The 17,469-nt window shown below is 39.4% G+C and carries 13 protein-coding genes; 6 read left to right on the forward strand and 7 right to left on the reverse strand.

Annotation, left to right across the window (positions count from 1 at the left end; all coding sequences use genetic code 11):
* The first annotated feature begins 19 nt into the window (after positions 1–19).
* Entirely contained in the window at positions 20–805 is a 786-nt protein-coding gene (locus LMF89_RS11275; protein ID WP_229535157.1) for an ABC transporter ATP-binding protein, read from the forward strand.
* Positions 806–912: 107 nt separating this feature from the next.
* Here LMF89_RS11275 and LMF89_RS11280 read toward each other — a convergent pair whose 3' ends face one another.
* From LMF89_RS11280 to upp, 4 genes are all read right to left on the reverse strand, one after another.
* Positions 913–1,776, reverse strand: a complete 864-nt coding sequence (locus tag LMF89_RS11280; protein WP_229535158.1) for a 2-oxoacid:ferredoxin oxidoreductase subunit beta — start codon at positions 1,774–1,776, stop codon at positions 913–915.
* Positions 1,763–3,535 (reverse strand): 2-oxoacid:acceptor oxidoreductase subunit alpha, encoded by a 1,773-nt coding sequence (locus tag LMF89_RS11285; RefSeq protein WP_229535159.1) that lies wholly within the window; start codon positions 3,533–3,535, stop codon positions 1,763–1,765. The genes LMF89_RS11280 and LMF89_RS11285 overlap by 14 nt, the downstream gene beginning before the upstream one ends.
* 338 nt (positions 3,536–3,873) lie before the next feature.
* Complete coding sequence (locus tag LMF89_RS11290) at positions 3,874–4,116, reverse strand: hypothetical protein (protein WP_036680902.1); 243 nt, start codon at positions 4,114–4,116, stop codon at positions 3,874–3,876.
* Between the two features lie 217 nt (positions 4,117–4,333).
* Positions 4,334–4,960: a uracil phosphoribosyltransferase gene (gene upp / locus LMF89_RS11295; RefSeq protein WP_229535160.1), complete on the reverse strand. Its 627-nt coding sequence runs from the start codon at positions 4,958–4,960 to the stop codon at positions 4,334–4,336.
* A gap of 164 nt (positions 4,961–5,124) precedes the next feature.
* Here upp and splB point away from each other — a divergent pair, with 164 nt between their 5' ends.
* Positions 5,125–6,156: a spore photoproduct lyase gene (gene splB, locus LMF89_RS11300; RefSeq protein WP_229535161.1), complete on the forward strand. Its 1,032-nt coding sequence runs from the start codon at positions 5,125–5,127 to the stop codon at positions 6,154–6,156.
* 61 nt (positions 6,157–6,217) lie between these two features.
* On the opposite strand, the gene LMF89_RS11305 is transcribed toward splB, so the two are convergent.
* Entirely contained in the window at positions 6,218–7,603 is a 1,386-nt protein-coding gene (locus tag LMF89_RS11305; RefSeq protein ID WP_229535162.1) for a PhoH family protein, read from the reverse strand.
* A 306-nt stretch (positions 7,604–7,909) separates the two neighbouring features.
* On the reverse strand, positions 7,910–9,685 hold the full coding sequence (locus LMF89_RS11310; RefSeq protein WP_007956003.1) for an ATP-binding protein: 1,776 nt from the start codon (positions 9,683–9,685) through the stop codon (positions 7,910–7,912).
* 184 nt (positions 9,686–9,869) lie between these two features.
* Between LMF89_RS11310 and LMF89_RS11315 the strand changes: the two genes are divergently transcribed.
* From LMF89_RS11315 to LMF89_RS11325, 3 genes are all read left to right on the forward strand, one after another.
* A complete protein-coding gene (locus tag LMF89_RS11315; protein WP_229535163.1) occupies positions 9,870–11,675 on the forward strand; it encodes a GGDEF domain-containing protein in 1,806 nt (601 codons plus the stop codon).
* 100 nt (positions 11,676–11,775) lie between these two features.
* Positions 11,776–12,639, forward strand: coding sequence for a phosphate ABC transporter substrate-binding protein (locus tag LMF89_RS11320; protein ID WP_229535164.1), 864 nt, complete (start codon positions 11,776–11,778; stop codon positions 12,637–12,639).
* 274 nt (positions 12,640–12,913) lie between these two features.
* A complete protein-coding gene (locus tag LMF89_RS11325; RefSeq protein WP_229535165.1) occupies positions 12,914–14,938 on the forward strand; it encodes a methyl-accepting chemotaxis protein in 2,025 nt (674 codons plus the stop codon).
* 305 nt (positions 14,939–15,243) lie between these two features.
* Here the strand turns inward: LMF89_RS11325 and LMF89_RS11330 are convergent, their stop codons facing one another.
* Complete coding sequence (locus tag LMF89_RS11330) at positions 15,244–16,479, reverse strand: aspartate kinase (RefSeq protein ID WP_229535166.1); 1,236 nt, start codon at positions 16,477–16,479, stop codon at positions 15,244–15,246.
* A 232-nt stretch (positions 16,480–16,711) separates the two neighbouring features.
* On the opposite strand from LMF89_RS11330, the gene LMF89_RS11335 reads away from it, so the two are divergent.
* Positions 16,712–17,317 carry an acetate uptake transporter gene (locus tag LMF89_RS11335; protein ID WP_229535167.1) on the forward strand — a complete coding sequence of 202 codons (606 nt, stop codon included), beginning with the start codon at positions 16,712–16,714 and terminating at the stop codon, positions 17,315–17,317.
* The last annotated feature ends 152 nt before the right edge of the window (positions 17,318–17,469 follow it).

Here is a 17,469-nt window from a genome sequence, read left to right on the forward strand (position 1 = left end):
AAAAAAGCAGGTGTAATCAATGAATAGTATCACAACAAAGAAGTTAGCAATCGCCTACGATGAAAGTACCATTGTAGAAGCTTTAGATATGAAAATCCCCTATGGGAAAATTACTACCATCATCGGTCCTAATGGTTGTGGGAAATCTAGTGTTCTTAAGGCAGTGGGGCGCATTCTGCGCTTTAAAACGGGGGCGGTCTATTTAAATGAAGAGGATATTACAACCCTCGCGACTAAGGAAATTGCTAAAAAAATGGCAATTCTGCCACAAAGTCCTACCGCTCCTTATGGGGTGACTGTAGGCGAGTTGGTATCATATGGACGTTTCCCTTATCAGCGGGGCTTTGGCAAGCTCGCCTTGAACGACAGAAAGATTATCGCCTGGTCGCTGGAAGTGACAAAGCTTTCAGAATTGGAACATCGTTCTGTGGATACCCTTTCCGGCGGGCAGCGTCAGCGTGTGTGGATTGCTATGGCACTGGCGCAGCAGACTGATCTTATTCTGCTTGATGAGCCTACTACTTACCTTGATCTATCTCATCAGTTGGAGGTACTCGAGCTTTTAAGTGATCTTAATAAAAAGCAGGGCTACACCATTGTGATGGTCTTACATGATTTAAATTTAGCGGCTCGTTTTGCCGATTATATGATTGCAATCAGAGACGGGAGCATCATCTGTCATGGGACGCCTGATGAGGTCATGGTACCTCATGCATTAAAAGAAGTCTTTCAAATTGATGCACAAATCGTTAAGGAACCGAGGACAGGCCGTCCTGTCTGCGTCACTTATGATTTAGTCAGATAATGGGATAACGTATAAGAATAAAGCGAAAAGCACGCCTTAAGGGCGTGCTTTTTTCGTTAAAGGAATGTGCTTTTTCCAATGCAATGTACTAAGTGTGTTCGTTTGGGTTAATAAAGCTCCTTCATGAGTCCTGTTATATCCACATTATCAATCTTCTGTTGCATCAGGGATTGCTCAGACAATTGGGGCAGAGATTCATGAAAGGTAGGACGTATTGTACGATAATATAAGCCTATAGGGATTTGTTCGCCCCATAAGCCAGCAAAAGACAGAGCTTTGTCTAGGCTGGTGGGGTCATAGCCTTCCATATTATCAATGACTTTAACACGCTGTTGATACCATGGGTACGTATTTACATGGTTAAAAGTAACGCAAGGCTGGAGAATATCAACTACGGCAAATCCTGGATGTTTAATAGCCTCAGCCATGAGAGAAATCAACTGAGCGCTATTGCCGACAAAGCCTCGTGCCACAAAGGTAGCTCCTGCATTTAATGCCATTTTTACAATATTAATAGGCTGTTCCACATTGCCAAGGGGGGCAGGGGTAAACTTCGTGACGGCTCCTAAATCACTAGTAGGTGAGGTTTGTCCTTTGGTTAAACCGTAAATCTGGTTATTATGAATAAAGTAGGTAATATCCAAATTGCGTCTTGCCGTATGGATGAAATGCCCCATTCCGAGCCCCATTCCATCTCCATCGCCGCCTTCGGCAATTACAGTCAGATTATGGTTAGCTAATTTGACTCCTGTGGCTACAGGCAGAGAACGACCGTGCAAGGTTTCAATGCGATAGGTATTCACATATTGGCTAATTTTACTGGCGCAGCCAATTCCTGTGGCTAGTACCGTTTGTTCTAAATCCAAGTTAAGGGAAGTCAGGGCTTTTTTTAGTGCATTGATGATGCCATAATTGCCACAGCCAGCACACCAAGTGGGAACATAGGATAGATTAATATCATGAGCACTCATTAGAGAAGAGCACCTCCTTGATCTTTGCAAGAATTTCTGAAGGCACAAAAGCACGAGAGTTATATTTGAAGAAGGAATGGTTCGCTTTGTACCCCGTATGAGCGGCAAGAATGCCGCCAAGCTGCCCTGTCTTATTGCCTTCAATGAGGAGGGTCTTCTTGACTTTTTGTAGAATTGGTTCAACAGCGGTAGCTGGAAATGGAGAAATATAGAGAACCTGCAAAAAGTTTACGCAAATTCCTTCGATTGCTGCTTGCTCCATGGCTTCTAAGATGGCTCCTTTAGTTGAGCCCCAGGCAATAATCGTTACATCAGCTTCAGATGGGCCATAAAATTTAATAGCAGGTATGTCTTTCTCCATAGAGGGTAATTTATTATATAATTTATCCATACTCTCTTTTGCTACAGTTGGTTCGTTAAGGGCGTATTCCTTATTTCCCGAACTATAAAAACCGTCCTCACCATGAGTATAACTAGTAGCAATATGGCGACCGCCAACTTGCCCCGGAAAGGCCCTTGTTGAAATGCCATCAGGGGTATTTTGATAACGCAAATAAGGTTCTTGGCGGTCTGCGTTTTCGTCAAACCGTTTGCCGCGATCAATTGTTAAATGATCAGTAGCAAAGAGGGGGTGAGAAACAGAGGAATCAGCCAAATATTTATCAGTTAAAATAATGCATGGTACTTGGTATTTATCTGCGAGATTAAAAACCCGAAATGTTTCATAAAAATATTCTTCGATATCGCCGGGAGCTAAGACAATCCGTGGGAATTCTCCTTGAGAGGCATAGACGACAAAATTTAAGTCAGCCTGTGCGGTTCGCGTTGGCAGCCCAGTACTAGGACCACCTCTTTGGGCATTGACCATGACCAGGGGCACTTCGGCTATCGCAGCAAAACCTAAGGCTTCTACCATTAAGGCAAAGCCGCCGCCGCTAGTAGAACCAATGGAACGTACCCCCGTGAAGGAAGCGCCAATGAGCATATTAATAGCGGCAATTTCATCTTCGGCCTGCTTAAAAACTAGACCATAGTCTCTGCCATGATCAGCTAAATAGCTTAAAACGCTTGAGCCTGGTGTCATGGGATAACCAGCGGAAAATTTGCAGCCCGCTTGAATCGCTGCAATGGAAATAGCCTCATTGCCGTTAATGAGAATCTTGGGTTCCGCGTGTTTATGAAAAGTGAAGGGAAAGACGTTCTGGGAAGGTAAGGATGATACGATATGTTCATATACTTCTTCTAAAATTTTAATGTTTTCCTGCTGTATTTTAGCATTGTGGAATTCATTTTTTATTACATCAATGACCACATTCTTAGGATAGCCTGTAAGAGCGCAAAAACTTCCTAACATGGCACTGTTAATCATGATCTTAGCCCCGCCTTTAGGAACGAAACTTGTTAAAGAAACAGGATACAGTAAAGTACCTTCAGGGACTTTGCTTTCATCCACTTGGGTAGTCGCAGGATCATATAGTACAATCGCACCTGGATTCAGCTTATCCGCATAATAATCAAAGCCTTGTTGGGAAAAGAGCCCTAAAAAATCAAGGGTTTCTTCATAAGATGAAAGAGATTGATCTGCCAGACGTACCAGACAAGAATTGAGCCCACCCTGAATCAGGGAAGGGTATTCATTTACTAAGAAAGACCATAAACCATTACGATTGGCTCCTTTGGCAATGATAGAACCGGCACTCATAACTCCGTAGCCAGCCTCACCAGCAAAGAGGCAAGTATAATATCGTTTCTTCATCATATTATCCCCCTGGGTATTATTTTCCTTTATATGACAATGACTTCGTGAAAGTTAGACGAAACCCTTTATAAAAGCGACAAAATAATAAGAAAAACGCTGCGCGTCCTTTAAAACATAATAAAGTAAACCGAACCACAGAGGCGCAGAGAACACAGAGAAAAGATAATTAGAGTTAAAAACCTCTGTGCTCTTAAGCGAACTCTGTGTCCTCTGTGTTCAACATTCCCTTAAACTTATAAATTCTAGTTCTATAAAAAAGAGAAATAGAGTCAGTGTTTCCTTTTTGTTTCAAGGAAACACTGACTCTATTTCTCCTATATGAAGGACTATATTCGATTTTAGTATAGCTCACCCTTGAGTCGTGCAGTTTCTGCTTGTTGCTCTAAGTAATACCATCGTATAGATTTTCCAATAATGCAGCGCATAGCATCAATTTTTCCTTCTTTGGCCAATTTTCTCATTTTATCGAGATCAAAGCCATTGTAAGAAAAATAGCTCGCCGAGATAAAACCGCGATTTTTCAACTTCTTGCGATATTGACTCACATCTCTACTGTCTAATTCAACTTGCCAAATCGCCATACTGTATCCCAGCCTTTCGGTTTCATTATTTTTTAAGTCCATTATACACCTTTTTCAAAAAAAATGTGTTATTTATATGTTAATTTAATGAAAAATTTATTGGTAATTTTTATTAATAGTACAGTCTGTTTTTCTTGATGAGACGATGATAACAAAAAAAAGGTATACAGCCTTGCCTATTTAGACAAAAACTGCACACCTTAAATTGCTGTGAAGATTACTTGGTACCAAAGATTCGATCGCCGGCATCTCCTAAACCTGGGACAATGTAGCCGTGGTCATTTAATTTTTCATCAATCGCAGCTACGAAAATATCTACGTCAGGATGAGAGTTATTAATTAATTGTATACCTTCTGGTGAGGCAACTAGACACATGCACTTAATGTTTTTAGCACCTTTTCTTTTGAGGATGTCAATTGAAGCAGCTAAAGAGTTGCCTGTTGCAAGCATGGGATCAATTAGAATAAAGTCTCTTTCTGCTACATCGCTTGGTAATTTACAGTAGTACTCTACTGGCATTAGGGTTTGGGGATCACGGTATAAGCCGATATGGCCCACTTTAACAGCAGGAATAAGTCTGACAACACCATTGGTCATACCTAAGCCAGCCCGTAAAATGGGAACAATACCTAATTTTTTACCTGATAGCATTTTGCAAGTACATTTTGCAACAGGAGTCTCGATTTCTACATCTTCTAAGGGGAGATCACGAGTGATTTCAAAAGCCATTAACATTGAGATCTCTTCTAATAATTCACGAAATTCTTTGGTTCCTGTATTTATATTACGTATTAGGGACAATTTGTGCTGAATTAGCGGATGATCAATCACTTTAGCATTCATATTCTTATCAACTACCTTTCTCAATCTATTGAATAATTTACAACAAAATACTTAAAAAAGCAACCTAAAGGAGGCTTTTATTTTATTTTACGAGAGATTTGCATAGAATTTGTCCGATTATGTTCACACTAAGAGAAGATAATTAGGAAATTGATAGGGGGAGTATGATGAGTCATCAATTTATTCCCAAAAGAGCATTTTTTGAGCCCAAAGCACTCGAATATCCCATTGGACAACAGGTGTATGAACAGTTACAAGAAATGAAGGTACCTATAACGCTAACGGGGTCTCATAATCGAATTACGGGTATACCGGGAGATACCTCGCAGCAAGCCTATCAAGAAGCTAAGAACACCTTAGTTGTAGGTATTAGAAAGAGTCTAGATTTTGCAGGATGTAAGCCATCGGCTCACTACCAGCTGCCGTTGACCACTAGCTGTTCGAGTATGTGTGAATATTGTTATCTCGCTACTACCTTAGGGAAAAAACCCTATTTAAGGGTGTATGTAAATGTGGACGAAATATTGGGACAGGCTAATCGTTACATTGAGGAGAGGGCACCGGAAATCACCTGGTTTGAAGGAGCGGCTACTTCAGATCCAATTCCTACAGAATATTTGACAGGGCTTTTATATAACACTATTGAATTTTTTGGCAGAGAGCCATTCGGCAGATTTCGCTTTGTTACCAAGCATGATCGGGTGGATTCTTTATTAACGGCTAAACATAATGGACATACCCGGTTTCGCTTTAGCATCAATGCAGCATCGATTATTGACCAGTATGAGCATAAAACGCCGACTTTAATCCAAAGGGTAGAGGCCGCTGCTAAAGTAGCAGAGAAGGGATATCCTGTTGGTTTTATTATTGCCCCTATTTTTTATTATCCTGGCTGGAAAGAGGAGTATTTACAATTACTACAGGAATTAGATAAACAGCTTCCGAAAAAGGATCGTAGTGATATAACTTTTGAGTTAATCGCTCATCGCTTCACTAAAAGAGCTAAAAATAACATTCTTGATATATTTCCGGAAACGAAATTACCTATGAAAGAAGAGGAACGTAAATTTAAGTACGGGCAGTTTGGTTATGGAAAATATATATATCAAAAAGAAACGATGGATGAAATGAAAAAGGATATGCATAAAGGAATACATACGTATTTTCCTCATGCTGCCATCGAGTACTTTGTATGAAGCAAAAAAATAGGCTTGTACAAAAAATGTACGAGCCTATTTTGTATAATGCAATTAAAGATTACAGTCTCATAGCCGCTTCTGCTGCCAAGGGAGATCTCTCGCATTCTTCAGGCAGCATGGTTACCTGAAAGCATAGTTTAGATCCAATCATTTTTTCGCTGGCATAGCTTAAGCCATTGGACTGGCTGTCTAACAGTGGATTATCAATTTGGGCTGGATCACCAATGAGTATGATTTTAGTACCCAGACCAGGACGGGTTAATACAGCCTTTGCTTGACGTGGGGTAGCATTTTGCATTTCGTCAAAAATAACCCAATACTTTTGCAGTGACCGGCCTCTTTGATAGGCCAATGCTTCGGTTTGAATAACACGCTTTTCAAATAGCATATTAACCGTATCTTCCGTTTGCAGTACATCTTTATCCTCCATGGGTGTGTTACCTGACATTAATGTAAATAAATTATCCTTTATCGCACGCATGTAAGGTTCGATTTTTTCGGCTTCTGTGCCAGGTAGGAAACCAATTCCTTCATCTAACATTGAATTTGGACGACAGATTAGAATGTGGTGATACTCTCTTGGACGACATTCCATATAGTTGTAAAGTCCGACTGCTAAGGCATAAAAGGTTTTAGCAGTTCCAGAAATACCTTTTAAAATGACTAAAGGTGCTTCTTCAGCACTCATCATAAGGCATTCTTGCATGAAAATTTGACCCACATTGCGGGGCGTAACTCCAAAAGGATTGCGATTTTGGTATTGTAAGTGAACGACCTTTTTTCCATCAAAACGGCCTAATGCGGTATGACGATCATTGTCCGTTGACCGTATTAGCAAGAATTGATTGGTAACTAAGACTGCAGGAATTAATATACCTGCCAGATCGTCAAAAACATAAAGAGTATCAGGGTCAATATAATGATTTGTACTTTCATGGAAGCGATTGATTACTTCACTAGAGGTATAGGCAATTATACGTCCTGTGTATTGCTGGTCTATATTTGAAACTTTATCATTACGAAAGTCTTCGGCTTGAATGTTTAAAATGGAAGATTTAACACGCATATTCGTATCGCGGCTCACTAAAATAGTTTGGTGACCACTTTCTGCCAGTCCCTTGCAAACTTGCAAAATACGATTATCGGCTTTATCGCCTTCCCAGTGAAGCGGCATGGCAGTGGCAGTATGATTAGATTCTAGGATGAGAATTCCACCACTGTTATTGATGGGGACTCCTTTTAGTAAATTGCCTTGTGTGCGCAGACTATCGATAATGCGACTGACACTGCGACTGTTGGTGCCACGTTCTGTTGATTCCTTTTTAAACTTATCCAGTTCTTCAATCACGACTTCAGGAATTACAATAGTATGCTCATTAAAAGCGTATAGGGCATTTGGAGAGTGTAATAGAACATTAGTGTCTAAGACATAATATTTCTTCAACGTAATCCCCCTTTATTGAGAAAGTATTCTCTTTCTCATTATAAGGTTTACAAAATAACACTGCGTTAGGAATTCATTAATAATAGATTAAATTTTTGCTAAGCAGAAAATGATGATGTGTTTTTAAAAACATGTACAACGAAGCGAACCACAAAGGCGCAAAGGACACAAAGGGGGCACTTTAAACATATCTTTGTGTTCTCCTTTGTGTGCCGTAGCAGCGGCATTGTGCCTTTGTGGTTTATAAATCTTTTCACCTAGAATTTAGAAAAAGGTTAACGATCAAAAAGAGTAGGGGCAATTGTCTTAGGCAAGTGGTAAACGAATGGTAAAGGTTGTGCCGATGTTGACGGAACTTTTTACTTCAATCTTACCGCCATGCATTTCAACAATAAATTTTACAATCGCCAGTCCTAAGCCTGTGCCGCCAGCATTACGAGATCGTGCCCGGTCAACTCGATAAAAACGATCAAAGATCAACGGTACATCAGTAGCTGGAATACCGATACCCGTATCTTCAACGATGAGTATCGCTTCATGGCCTTCCTGAAGACAAGTTAACAGTACTTTGCCTAGAGGCGGTGTATATTTGATGCTATTATCCAAGAGATTAATCAAAATCTGCTTTAACCAGTCAGGGTTAGCCATAACAATAGGATCAGCATTTGCCTGAATGTCTACAGTAATGTTTTTTTCTTCTGCATTGGTTCTAAGATCATCTTTTACAGCGTAGAGAAGGGGCGTTACATGAGTTGCTTTTAGCTTGACTTGCTGCCGATATTCATGAGAATTTAATTTTGCCAATTGTAAGAGCTCGTTCACCAAGCGCTGCATTCTTTCCGCTTCCGTATGGATAATTGTAAGAAATTTAGAGCTCAGCTTGCTATCTTCTAAGGCGCCATCTAATAATGTTTCTGCAAATCCTTTGATTGTCGTAAGTGGTGTTGCCAGCTCATGAGAAGCATTAGCGACAAAATCAGATTGACGATCATGCATATCCTGCAGAGCGGTAATATCGTGAAATACACTTAATATACTAGTAATCTCATTCTCGGTAGCGGTAATCGGGGCAATAAATATTTGAAATACTCTTATGCTGCTATGAATATTGGTTTTGAGATAGATCAGCATACTTTTTCCTTGCTTCGCAGCTTGCTGTACCCCGCGATCAAGTTGGCTATAACCAAGAACTTGCATATTATGTTGATTGAGCATAGCATCTTTAATGTCAAAAATATCTCTGGCCATTTTATTGGCTGTGGTTATTTTTCCATAGCGGTCAAGGAGGATGACAGCATTGTCCATATGCTGTAAGATGAGATCTAATTTTTGTGTTTCAGCAATGGTTTCGTTGATTTTATCATCTAAATTTGAGGTTAGGTTATTAAGAGTGTGAGCTAGTAGCTCTAGTTCATCGCCAGTGCGTACATGGAGGCGGCGGTCTAAATTACCATTTGCAATATCACAGGCAGCAGCGGTGATTTCTTCCAAAGGAGCAGTATATTTTCTGGCTAACCAAATACTGAGCAGAATGGCTAAGAAAGAGGTTAATAAGATGGCAATAAGAAGTGTGGACTTAATTTGATTAAATCCAGCGTCAATGGCCGCCAAAGTACTGGAGATGCGAACGGAACCTACAATCTCGTTGTCATTTCGTATGGGAATGGCTACGTATAACATGTTTTGCCCTAAGGTACTACTATAGCGAATGGATGATCCTTCATGCCCGGTGAGTGAAGAAGCTATTTCTGGCCGTTGCAGATGATTTTCCATAGTGGCTGGATTTTCCCAAGAATCAGCAAGTACATCGCCAGTATGATTAATGACAGTAACACGCAAATCTGTTTTAGTAGCCAATTCTTTGATGCGTTGGTCAATTCGGGATTTTTCATTGGGACCTGCCATATAGGTTTCTAAAAAATGTTCGGTAACATGAGCATGGGTTAATAAGCTGGAGGTTAAAATTTCCAAATTATGCTGATAGAAATACCAAAGAAGATAGCCGCTTAACACTGGCATGGTAAATAAGATTAATAAGAGGTAGCTAATGGTCAATCTTAGTTTTATACCCCATTTAAACATAATTGCCTCCTGACGAAATGTATTCTAGAAAAATCATACAATAAAAGAGATAGGTTGACTACGAAAAAAATTTAAGAAAGACCCAAAATTAACATAAAAATAACCATTGCATAACATAAACGAAGCGCCAGTTCTTTACTATTAAGATAGAAATAAGATCATTTGAATATGGAGGAACACTGTTATGCCAGCTGTGCTATGTAATCAGCTAGTCCAACAACGCCAATACACACAATGGGGAGAGAGTGGCTACAGTGAATTGGGGAAAATTCTAAATAACAAAGACATTAAGGCTGTTTTTCAGCCAATTGTTTCTCTGTTAGATGGAAATGTTGTTGGCTATGAGGCTTTGAGTCGTGGACCACAAGGTTCAGCTTTAGAGCGGCCAGATGATTTATTTGCAGCTGCAGAGAAGTTTAATAAATTGTGGGAGTTAGAGTTTCTTTGCAGAAGTAAAGCTTTGGCCAGGGTTAAGGAATTACCCAAAGATATGATGTTGTTTATTAATGTTGATCCTAACATTATAAACGATGAGCGTTTTCAAAAGGGTGCCACACTGGAAATGGTAGCAGCTCAGGATTTTGATCTGAGTAATATTATTTTTGAAATTACGGAAAAAAATTCTATCGCTGATTACAAAAACTTTCGCAAGGTTCTAGATCATTATACCAGCCAAGGGTATAAAATTGCCATTGATGATACTGGAGCAGGGTATTCAGGCTTACGGCTGTTAGCAGAGACAAGACCGCAGTTTATAAAGATTGATATGGATTTGGTACGGAATATTGATAAAGATGCTTTAAAACAGGCATTAATAAAGGCATTTTATGAATTTTCCGTTGTAATGAATATGAAAATTATTGCAGAAGGTATTGAAACGATTGACGAATTGAATACTTTAATTCAAATTGGTATACCCTATGGTCAAGGGTATCTGCTGCAAAGACCGGCTGCGGAGTTCTTAACGATTCATTCTTTGGTGAAAGAAAATATCATATTAAAAAACAAGCAGAAGAAACAAGAGGCCTTTCATTCTCCTTTGACTATGCCTATTGGAGAAATTAGCAGGCGCGATCCAGGCTTTCCAGAAGGAATTACTGGCAGTCAGGTCCTGGAATATTTTAATGAAAATCCTCATCTTATGGGCATTACCTTGCTTCAAGGAGAGGTGCCAGTGGGATTGTTAATGAAGAATAAATTTCTAGTGCATTTGGCGACTCAATATGGAGTCGCTGTCTATATGAAGCGATCCGTGGGGTCGCTGATGGACAATCATGCATTAATAGTGGATTATGATATGCCCTTAGAGCAAGTATCAAAATTGGCAGTTGCCAGATATGAAGATAGTCTGTATGACTATATCGTGGTGACTCAATATGGAAAATATTATGGGATCACTACAGTACGGCAGTTATTGGAGAAAACGACTCAGTTAGAAATCAATCGGGCTAAACATAGCAATCCCTTAAGTGGTTTGCCAGGGAATATTTTGATCGAAGAAAAACTGCAGCAGATTATTGAATCAAAAGAGCCTTATTCCGTATTATACTTTGATTTGGATAATTTTAAAGCATACAATGATACTTATGGTTTTGACAACGGTGATAAAATCCTATGTATGACGGCACAGCTAATTCAGTTGCAATTAAAAAGTGCTAACATTGCAGAATTCTTTGTAGGACATATTGGTGGTGATGATTTTATTGCCATTGTACATGGCGTTGATGTTGTACCCTTATGCCAGACAATTATTGATTATTTTGATGTTCGCATTAGAGGTTTTTATACAGAACAGGACCAAAATGTGGAATATATTGTTGCCAAGAATCGACATGGAATAGAAGAAGAATACCCCATTGTTTCCTTATCCATTGCAGTAGTGACAAGTCGTGAATGTAAATTCAAAACGCCGGCTGATTTAGGTGAAGCCGCTGGTGCAGTGAAAAAGAAGTGTAAATTAGTTTGGCGGAGTTGCTACTGCATTGATTAAGTATATAAGCGATTTAACATAAACGTAACAATGTCTTAACACATTTCGGTTCATATTGTCTTACAATTTAACTATAGTAAATTTTACAGGGGGTCTTCAAATGAAATTAGTAAAAAAATCTAAAATACTTGTAGCGGCGATGTCTTTAATGCTGGGTGTTAGTTTGGTGGCTGGCTGTGGCGGTACAAAAGAAGCAGCTCCTAAGGCGGCTGCTGATGTACAAGGAACAGTAAGTGCATCTGGTTCGACAGCGTTGCTTCCTTTATTAAAACCTGGACAGGAAGAATTTCAAAAGAAATATGATAAAGTAACGGTGAATATCGCAGGCGGCGGCTCTTTTACCGGACAAAATCAAGTTGCTGCAGGGTCTGTTAATATTGGTAATTCTGATGTTGCCTTACAAGACAACTTAAAAGATAAAGGGCTTGTTGAACATCGACTGGTAGGAATTCCATTTGTATTCATTGTAAACAGTGACGTAACTGTAGAAAATTTATCCCAACAACAGTATGTGGACATTCTGACTGGTAAAATTACGAACTGGAAAGATGTAGGCGGCAAAGATCAAAAAATTACGTTAATTCATCGTGCGAAATCATCTGGCTCCCGTGCAACGATTGCCCAAGTAGTACTTAAAAATGCTGATTTCACTGATAACGCTGTTATTCAAGATTCAAATGGTGCTGTAAGATCTGCGATTGCAAGTACTCCTGGTGCCATTGGTTATGTAGATGCTGCTTATGTGGATCAAAGTGTAAAAGGCTTGTCTTACAATGGCGTGAAATATTCCATTGAGAACGTTGTTAACGGCAGCTACCCTGTATATACCTTTGGTCGTATGTTTACAAAAGGGGAACCTACTGGTGCAGTAAAAGCCTTTATTGACTATGTGACTAGCAAAGAGTTCCAAGAAACATATGCTGAGAAAAATGGATTTGTACCTGTTACAAAATTAAAAAAATAATCTAGCGGATAAATATGAATAAACAGAAAAGGTCATGTACATATCATGACCTTTTCTGTTTAATTGGTAAGACGTTATTGTATGAGCATAACATTTATTACATGTATAGTAATAATGCTTGGGGGAAAGAAGCATGCTAAAAAAACTGGTGAGTTTTATAAAGAATATAAAAATTAGGTTTATGCCTAAATTCAAAAGTAATCCGATTATATGCTTAAGAGAATTGAAGCAGTACAGAAATAAGTTACCTAAATTTTCCGGAAAGAGTAATTTTATGATAACGTTTTTACGATTTTTCAAGCTGGATCTTTTGCGTAATCTTACCTTCAAAATATCTTGGTCATCTCTTGCAACCCAGGCAACCATTACCATGGCTCTTATCTGTGTTATGCCCTTAAGTATCATTGGCTGGTATTTCACGAATCAGACAATGGAAAGCCTAACTCAGGCTGCAATTGATAAAAATAATAAAGTTGTTGACCGAATCGCTAGTGATATTGGTTCCAATATTCAGTCTAAAAAGAATTTTTTAATGGTAACCAGTTCCACGAGCAGCATTCGCGGAATGCAAAAAGAAGGATTGGAAAATTATCTTACTCAGGTTAAGCCTTATTATGGTGGTAATGAGGCTCTTTTTGTGGCTCGTGCAGATGGAAATCAAATTTTTCGTACGGATAATAAAACATTAGTAAATATTATGGATCGGGATTATTTTCAGAAGGCATTGCAAGGAACTGTAAATTTCTCAGATCCAGTACATAGTAAGGTAACCAATGAAATGACGATCATTGCGTCAGTTCCTATTGTAGGAGCGGATAATAAAGTGCAGGGGATACTGGGAGCTAATTTATCTATGCAGAATGTAAATAATCTGGTGGAGCAGATATTATCGCAAAATCCAGGCTATTCCATTACAATTTTGAATAAAAATCGAGTACCGATATTTTATCAAAGTGATTCATTGGCAGTCACAGAGTCCAAACAGTTAGATGAAGAGTATTATAAAGAAGCTGTGGAAAAGCAGTCCGGTAATACCATGGGAATATTTCGGAATCAAGATTATTTTATTTCCTATCGACCCATTGCGAATACGGACTGGATTGCTGTTTCCACCTATCCCAAAAAAGAGGCACTGCAGTCGGCCTTTGATATGGTAGAAAATAGTACTAAAATTATCTTTTTCATGATTATGATTTTACTTATGAGTGGTTTGTTTGTGATTCGCCGATCCCTTGCTCCCTTGCAAGAATTAGCGGAAGGGGCAGATATTGTAGCCCAAGGTGATTTAACCCACATGATGGGACATTATAGACATGATGAATTAGGGCACGTTGCGATGGCCTTTAATAGCATGACTCTTAGTTTGCGAAACATTGTGCAGTCTGTAAAACAATCCTCTGCCCTTGTATTAGAGTCTACCAATACGGTTGCTGCTACTTCGGAGCAATCACGCGTCGGAAGTATTCAGGTGTCCCAGTCTGTCGCGGATATTGCTGAAAAAATTGGACATCAGGGCAAAGATACGAAGACGACCGAGGAACTGCTGCAAAAATTAGTGAATATTAGTGTGAATGTCTCAGAAAGTATTCAGCAGACGGCAGCTTCTACTAATGAATGCTCAACAGCGTCTGCTCAAGGGCAGAAGGTCATCAATGAGACGGTAGTTAAGATGCAAAATATTAAAAGCCTTGTTGCCGATACGGCTAAAACAGTTGAGGTACTGGGGGAAAGTACGAAAGAAATCGGCACAATTACCGGTGTAATTACCGAAATCGCAAAACAGACAAACTTACTAGCTTTGAATGCGGCGATTGAAGCGGCCCGGGCGGGAGAGGCAGGTCGAGGCTTTGCGGTAGTGGCAGACGAGGTACGTAAGTTAGCCGAGCAATCTGCAAGAGCTACCAAAAATATTTCAGCAATTATTAATCGAATTCAGTCAGAAAGTAGTGGTGCCTTCACTGCGATGCAGCAAAGTTTTGCTAATGTAGAGCAGGGGGTCGAAATTGCGCAAACAAGCGGTGCTGCATTTGAAAAAATTGTTGCAGGGATCGGTCATGTGCAAGAGCAGGCGAATACCATTATTGTAGAAACAGAGAATCAAGTTAATTTATGCCGAGAGGCAATGCAGGCTGTTGCTAATATTAGTACCTTGGCAGCTCACAATACTAGTGGTGCTCAGGAAATTGCCGCAGTATGCGAACAGCAGGCTGCTTCGGCTCAAGATATTACCTCTTCTACGGAAAAATTGCAGGAGATGTCATACAAACTAGAAAACCTGGTGATGCAGTTTAAAGTATAAATTGGAAGGAAAAGTAAAGAGCGACGGAACCGCAGAGGCGCAGAGAACACAGAGAGGGATTTTTCAATCCTACCTTCTCTGTATTCTCTGCGCCTCTGCGGTTAATTTATTTTAACATGTTAGCGTGTTCTTATAGCATCAGTCTTTATTAGTTTTGTAAGTGAAAAACATAAGAATTTATGAACCACAAAGGCACAATGCCGCTGCTGCGGCACACAAAGGAGTACACGAAAAATATAAAATAAAACCCTTTGTGTCCTTTGCGTCTTTGTGATTCGATTCATTTTGTTAGTATTTTTCTTGTATTATTCAGGATTCTTAGGAAAGAAACGGGCATGAATTGCGTTTACGGCTTCTTTTACGCGATCAGCTTGAATGATGCAGGAGATGCTGATTTCTGAGGTGCTAATAACCTCGATATTTACTTCAGCATCAGATAAAGCGCCGAACATATTGGCAGCAATGCCGGGGCTGCCGAGCATTCCTGCGCCGACGATTGATACCTTGGCGACCTTATCATCAATGAGAATTCCAAGAACCTGCATTTCTTTGCCTAACTCTTCGACTATTTTCTTCGTTTGAGGCAAATCAGGTTGTGCAATGGTGAAGATCATATCGATAATATCTTTGTCCGTATTACGTATACTTTGCACAATCATATCCACATCAATATTTGCTTTTGCTAGGGCTGAAAAGATTTTAAAAGCAATACCTGGACGATTTGGTACACCCAATATTCCAATTTTGGCGACATTGGTGTCATGAGCGACCCCTTTAATGATAAATTCTTTTTCTTCCATTGTACATACCTCCCTGATAAAAGTACCCAAATCTTGGGTGAAAGTTGAGCGTACATGAATCGGGATACCATAATATTTACCCATTTCTACAGAGCGAGGCTGCATTACTCCTGCTCCTAGCCTAGCCATTTCCAGCATCTCATCACAGGTTATTTCTTTCATACGACGAGCATCTTGTACAACCCTTGGATCAGCAGAATAGATACCGTCAACATCAGTGAAAATTTCACAAACATCAGCCTTTAGCGCTCCTGCTAAAGCAACAGCGGAAGTATCGGAACCACCCCGTCCTAAGGTCAGAATATCTCCTTCAGCATTCGACCCTTGAAAACCGGCGACAACAACAATGTTTCCTTTGTCTAATTGCTCTAATACCCTTACTGGATTGACATTGTTAATTTTACCTTTTGTATAAGCACTATTCGTTTTAATGCCGGCTTGGGGGCCTGTCAATGATATGGCTGGGTGCCCCAATTTATTGAAGGTCATTGCCAATAAAGCAATGGTTACCTGCTCGCCAGTTGATAATAACATATCCATTTCGCGAGCGTATGTATATGGTTGTCCAACTAAGGTATTGGCTAGGGTAATTAAATTATCTGTAGTATCTCCCATTGCCGATACTACTACAACCATTTTATCTTCAGAACCTTTTTCGCGTAGAACTCTTTGGGCTACTGCCATAATTTTTTCAGGGGTAGCAACAGAGCTTCCACCGAACTTTTTTACAATTAGAGCCATTTTCATCCTCCCCACTTCACTTAATACTGTTAATATAATATACTATTCTTCCTAAAGATACAAATAACTTTTTAAGAAGGACATACTTTATAGCAGCATAAAGTACTTATTTTGCCAATTCGAATTTTCTTTCCTTAATAGTATCAAAAATATATGTAAAATTATTTTAGCATATTGACACCAATTTTGGTTATGTGGTAACTTAGCATAGTACAAATTGAAGGAGGTTTTTATGAATAACACGCAACATGTAAAAATCGTAGTAGCAGACCCATCTAGTTTGGGATTATTTGGTTTGGCAATGGTGACTTTTGTCGCGTCAACCCAGAAACTTGGAATTACAACCGGTTTATCTTTTGTGATTCCATGGGCTATATTTCTGGGGGCTTTTGCACAATTAATGGCAGCTTCTCTGGATTTTAAGCACAATAATATTTTTGGAGCAACTGCTTTTGCTGGGTATGCTTTCTTCTGGTTTTCCGTTGCAGCGTGCTGGTTAATAAAGCTAGGCGTTTTCGGACAAGCTCTCATGAATGGCATTGATATGGGACAGCTTGGTTTTGGATTTATTGGTTATTTAATTTTTTCCCTGTTTATGACGATTGGTTCGATGGAAACCAATAAGGTATTATTTATTATCTTTGTATTAATTGATGTTTTATTAGCAATGTTAGCATTAGATGCCTTTGGCGCTGCTCATTGGGCGCATGCTGTGGCTGGTTATACGGAGCTTGCGATATCCTTGTTTTCTTTCTATGGTTCCGCTGCAGTCGTATTAAATCATCATTTTGGCAGAGTTTTTTTACCTACAGGTAAACCTTTTGGGATTTTTAAATAAGTAATCCTATATATTTATTACTAAGGGTCATCAGTTACAGCACATAACTTGCTGCAACTGACGGCCCTTTTCTATAGAATTTTATAAGTTTTTGTGCCCTTTGCGTCTTTGTGGTTCCTTTTTAGCCCCCTAGAAGATTTGAACAATATGCC

Origin of the sequence: Pelosinus baikalensis, assembly GCF_020819555.1 — a bacterium.
In the GTDB taxonomy this organism is placed as follows: domain Bacteria; phylum Bacillota; class Negativicutes; order DSM-13327; family DSM-13327; genus Pelosinus; species Pelosinus baikalensis.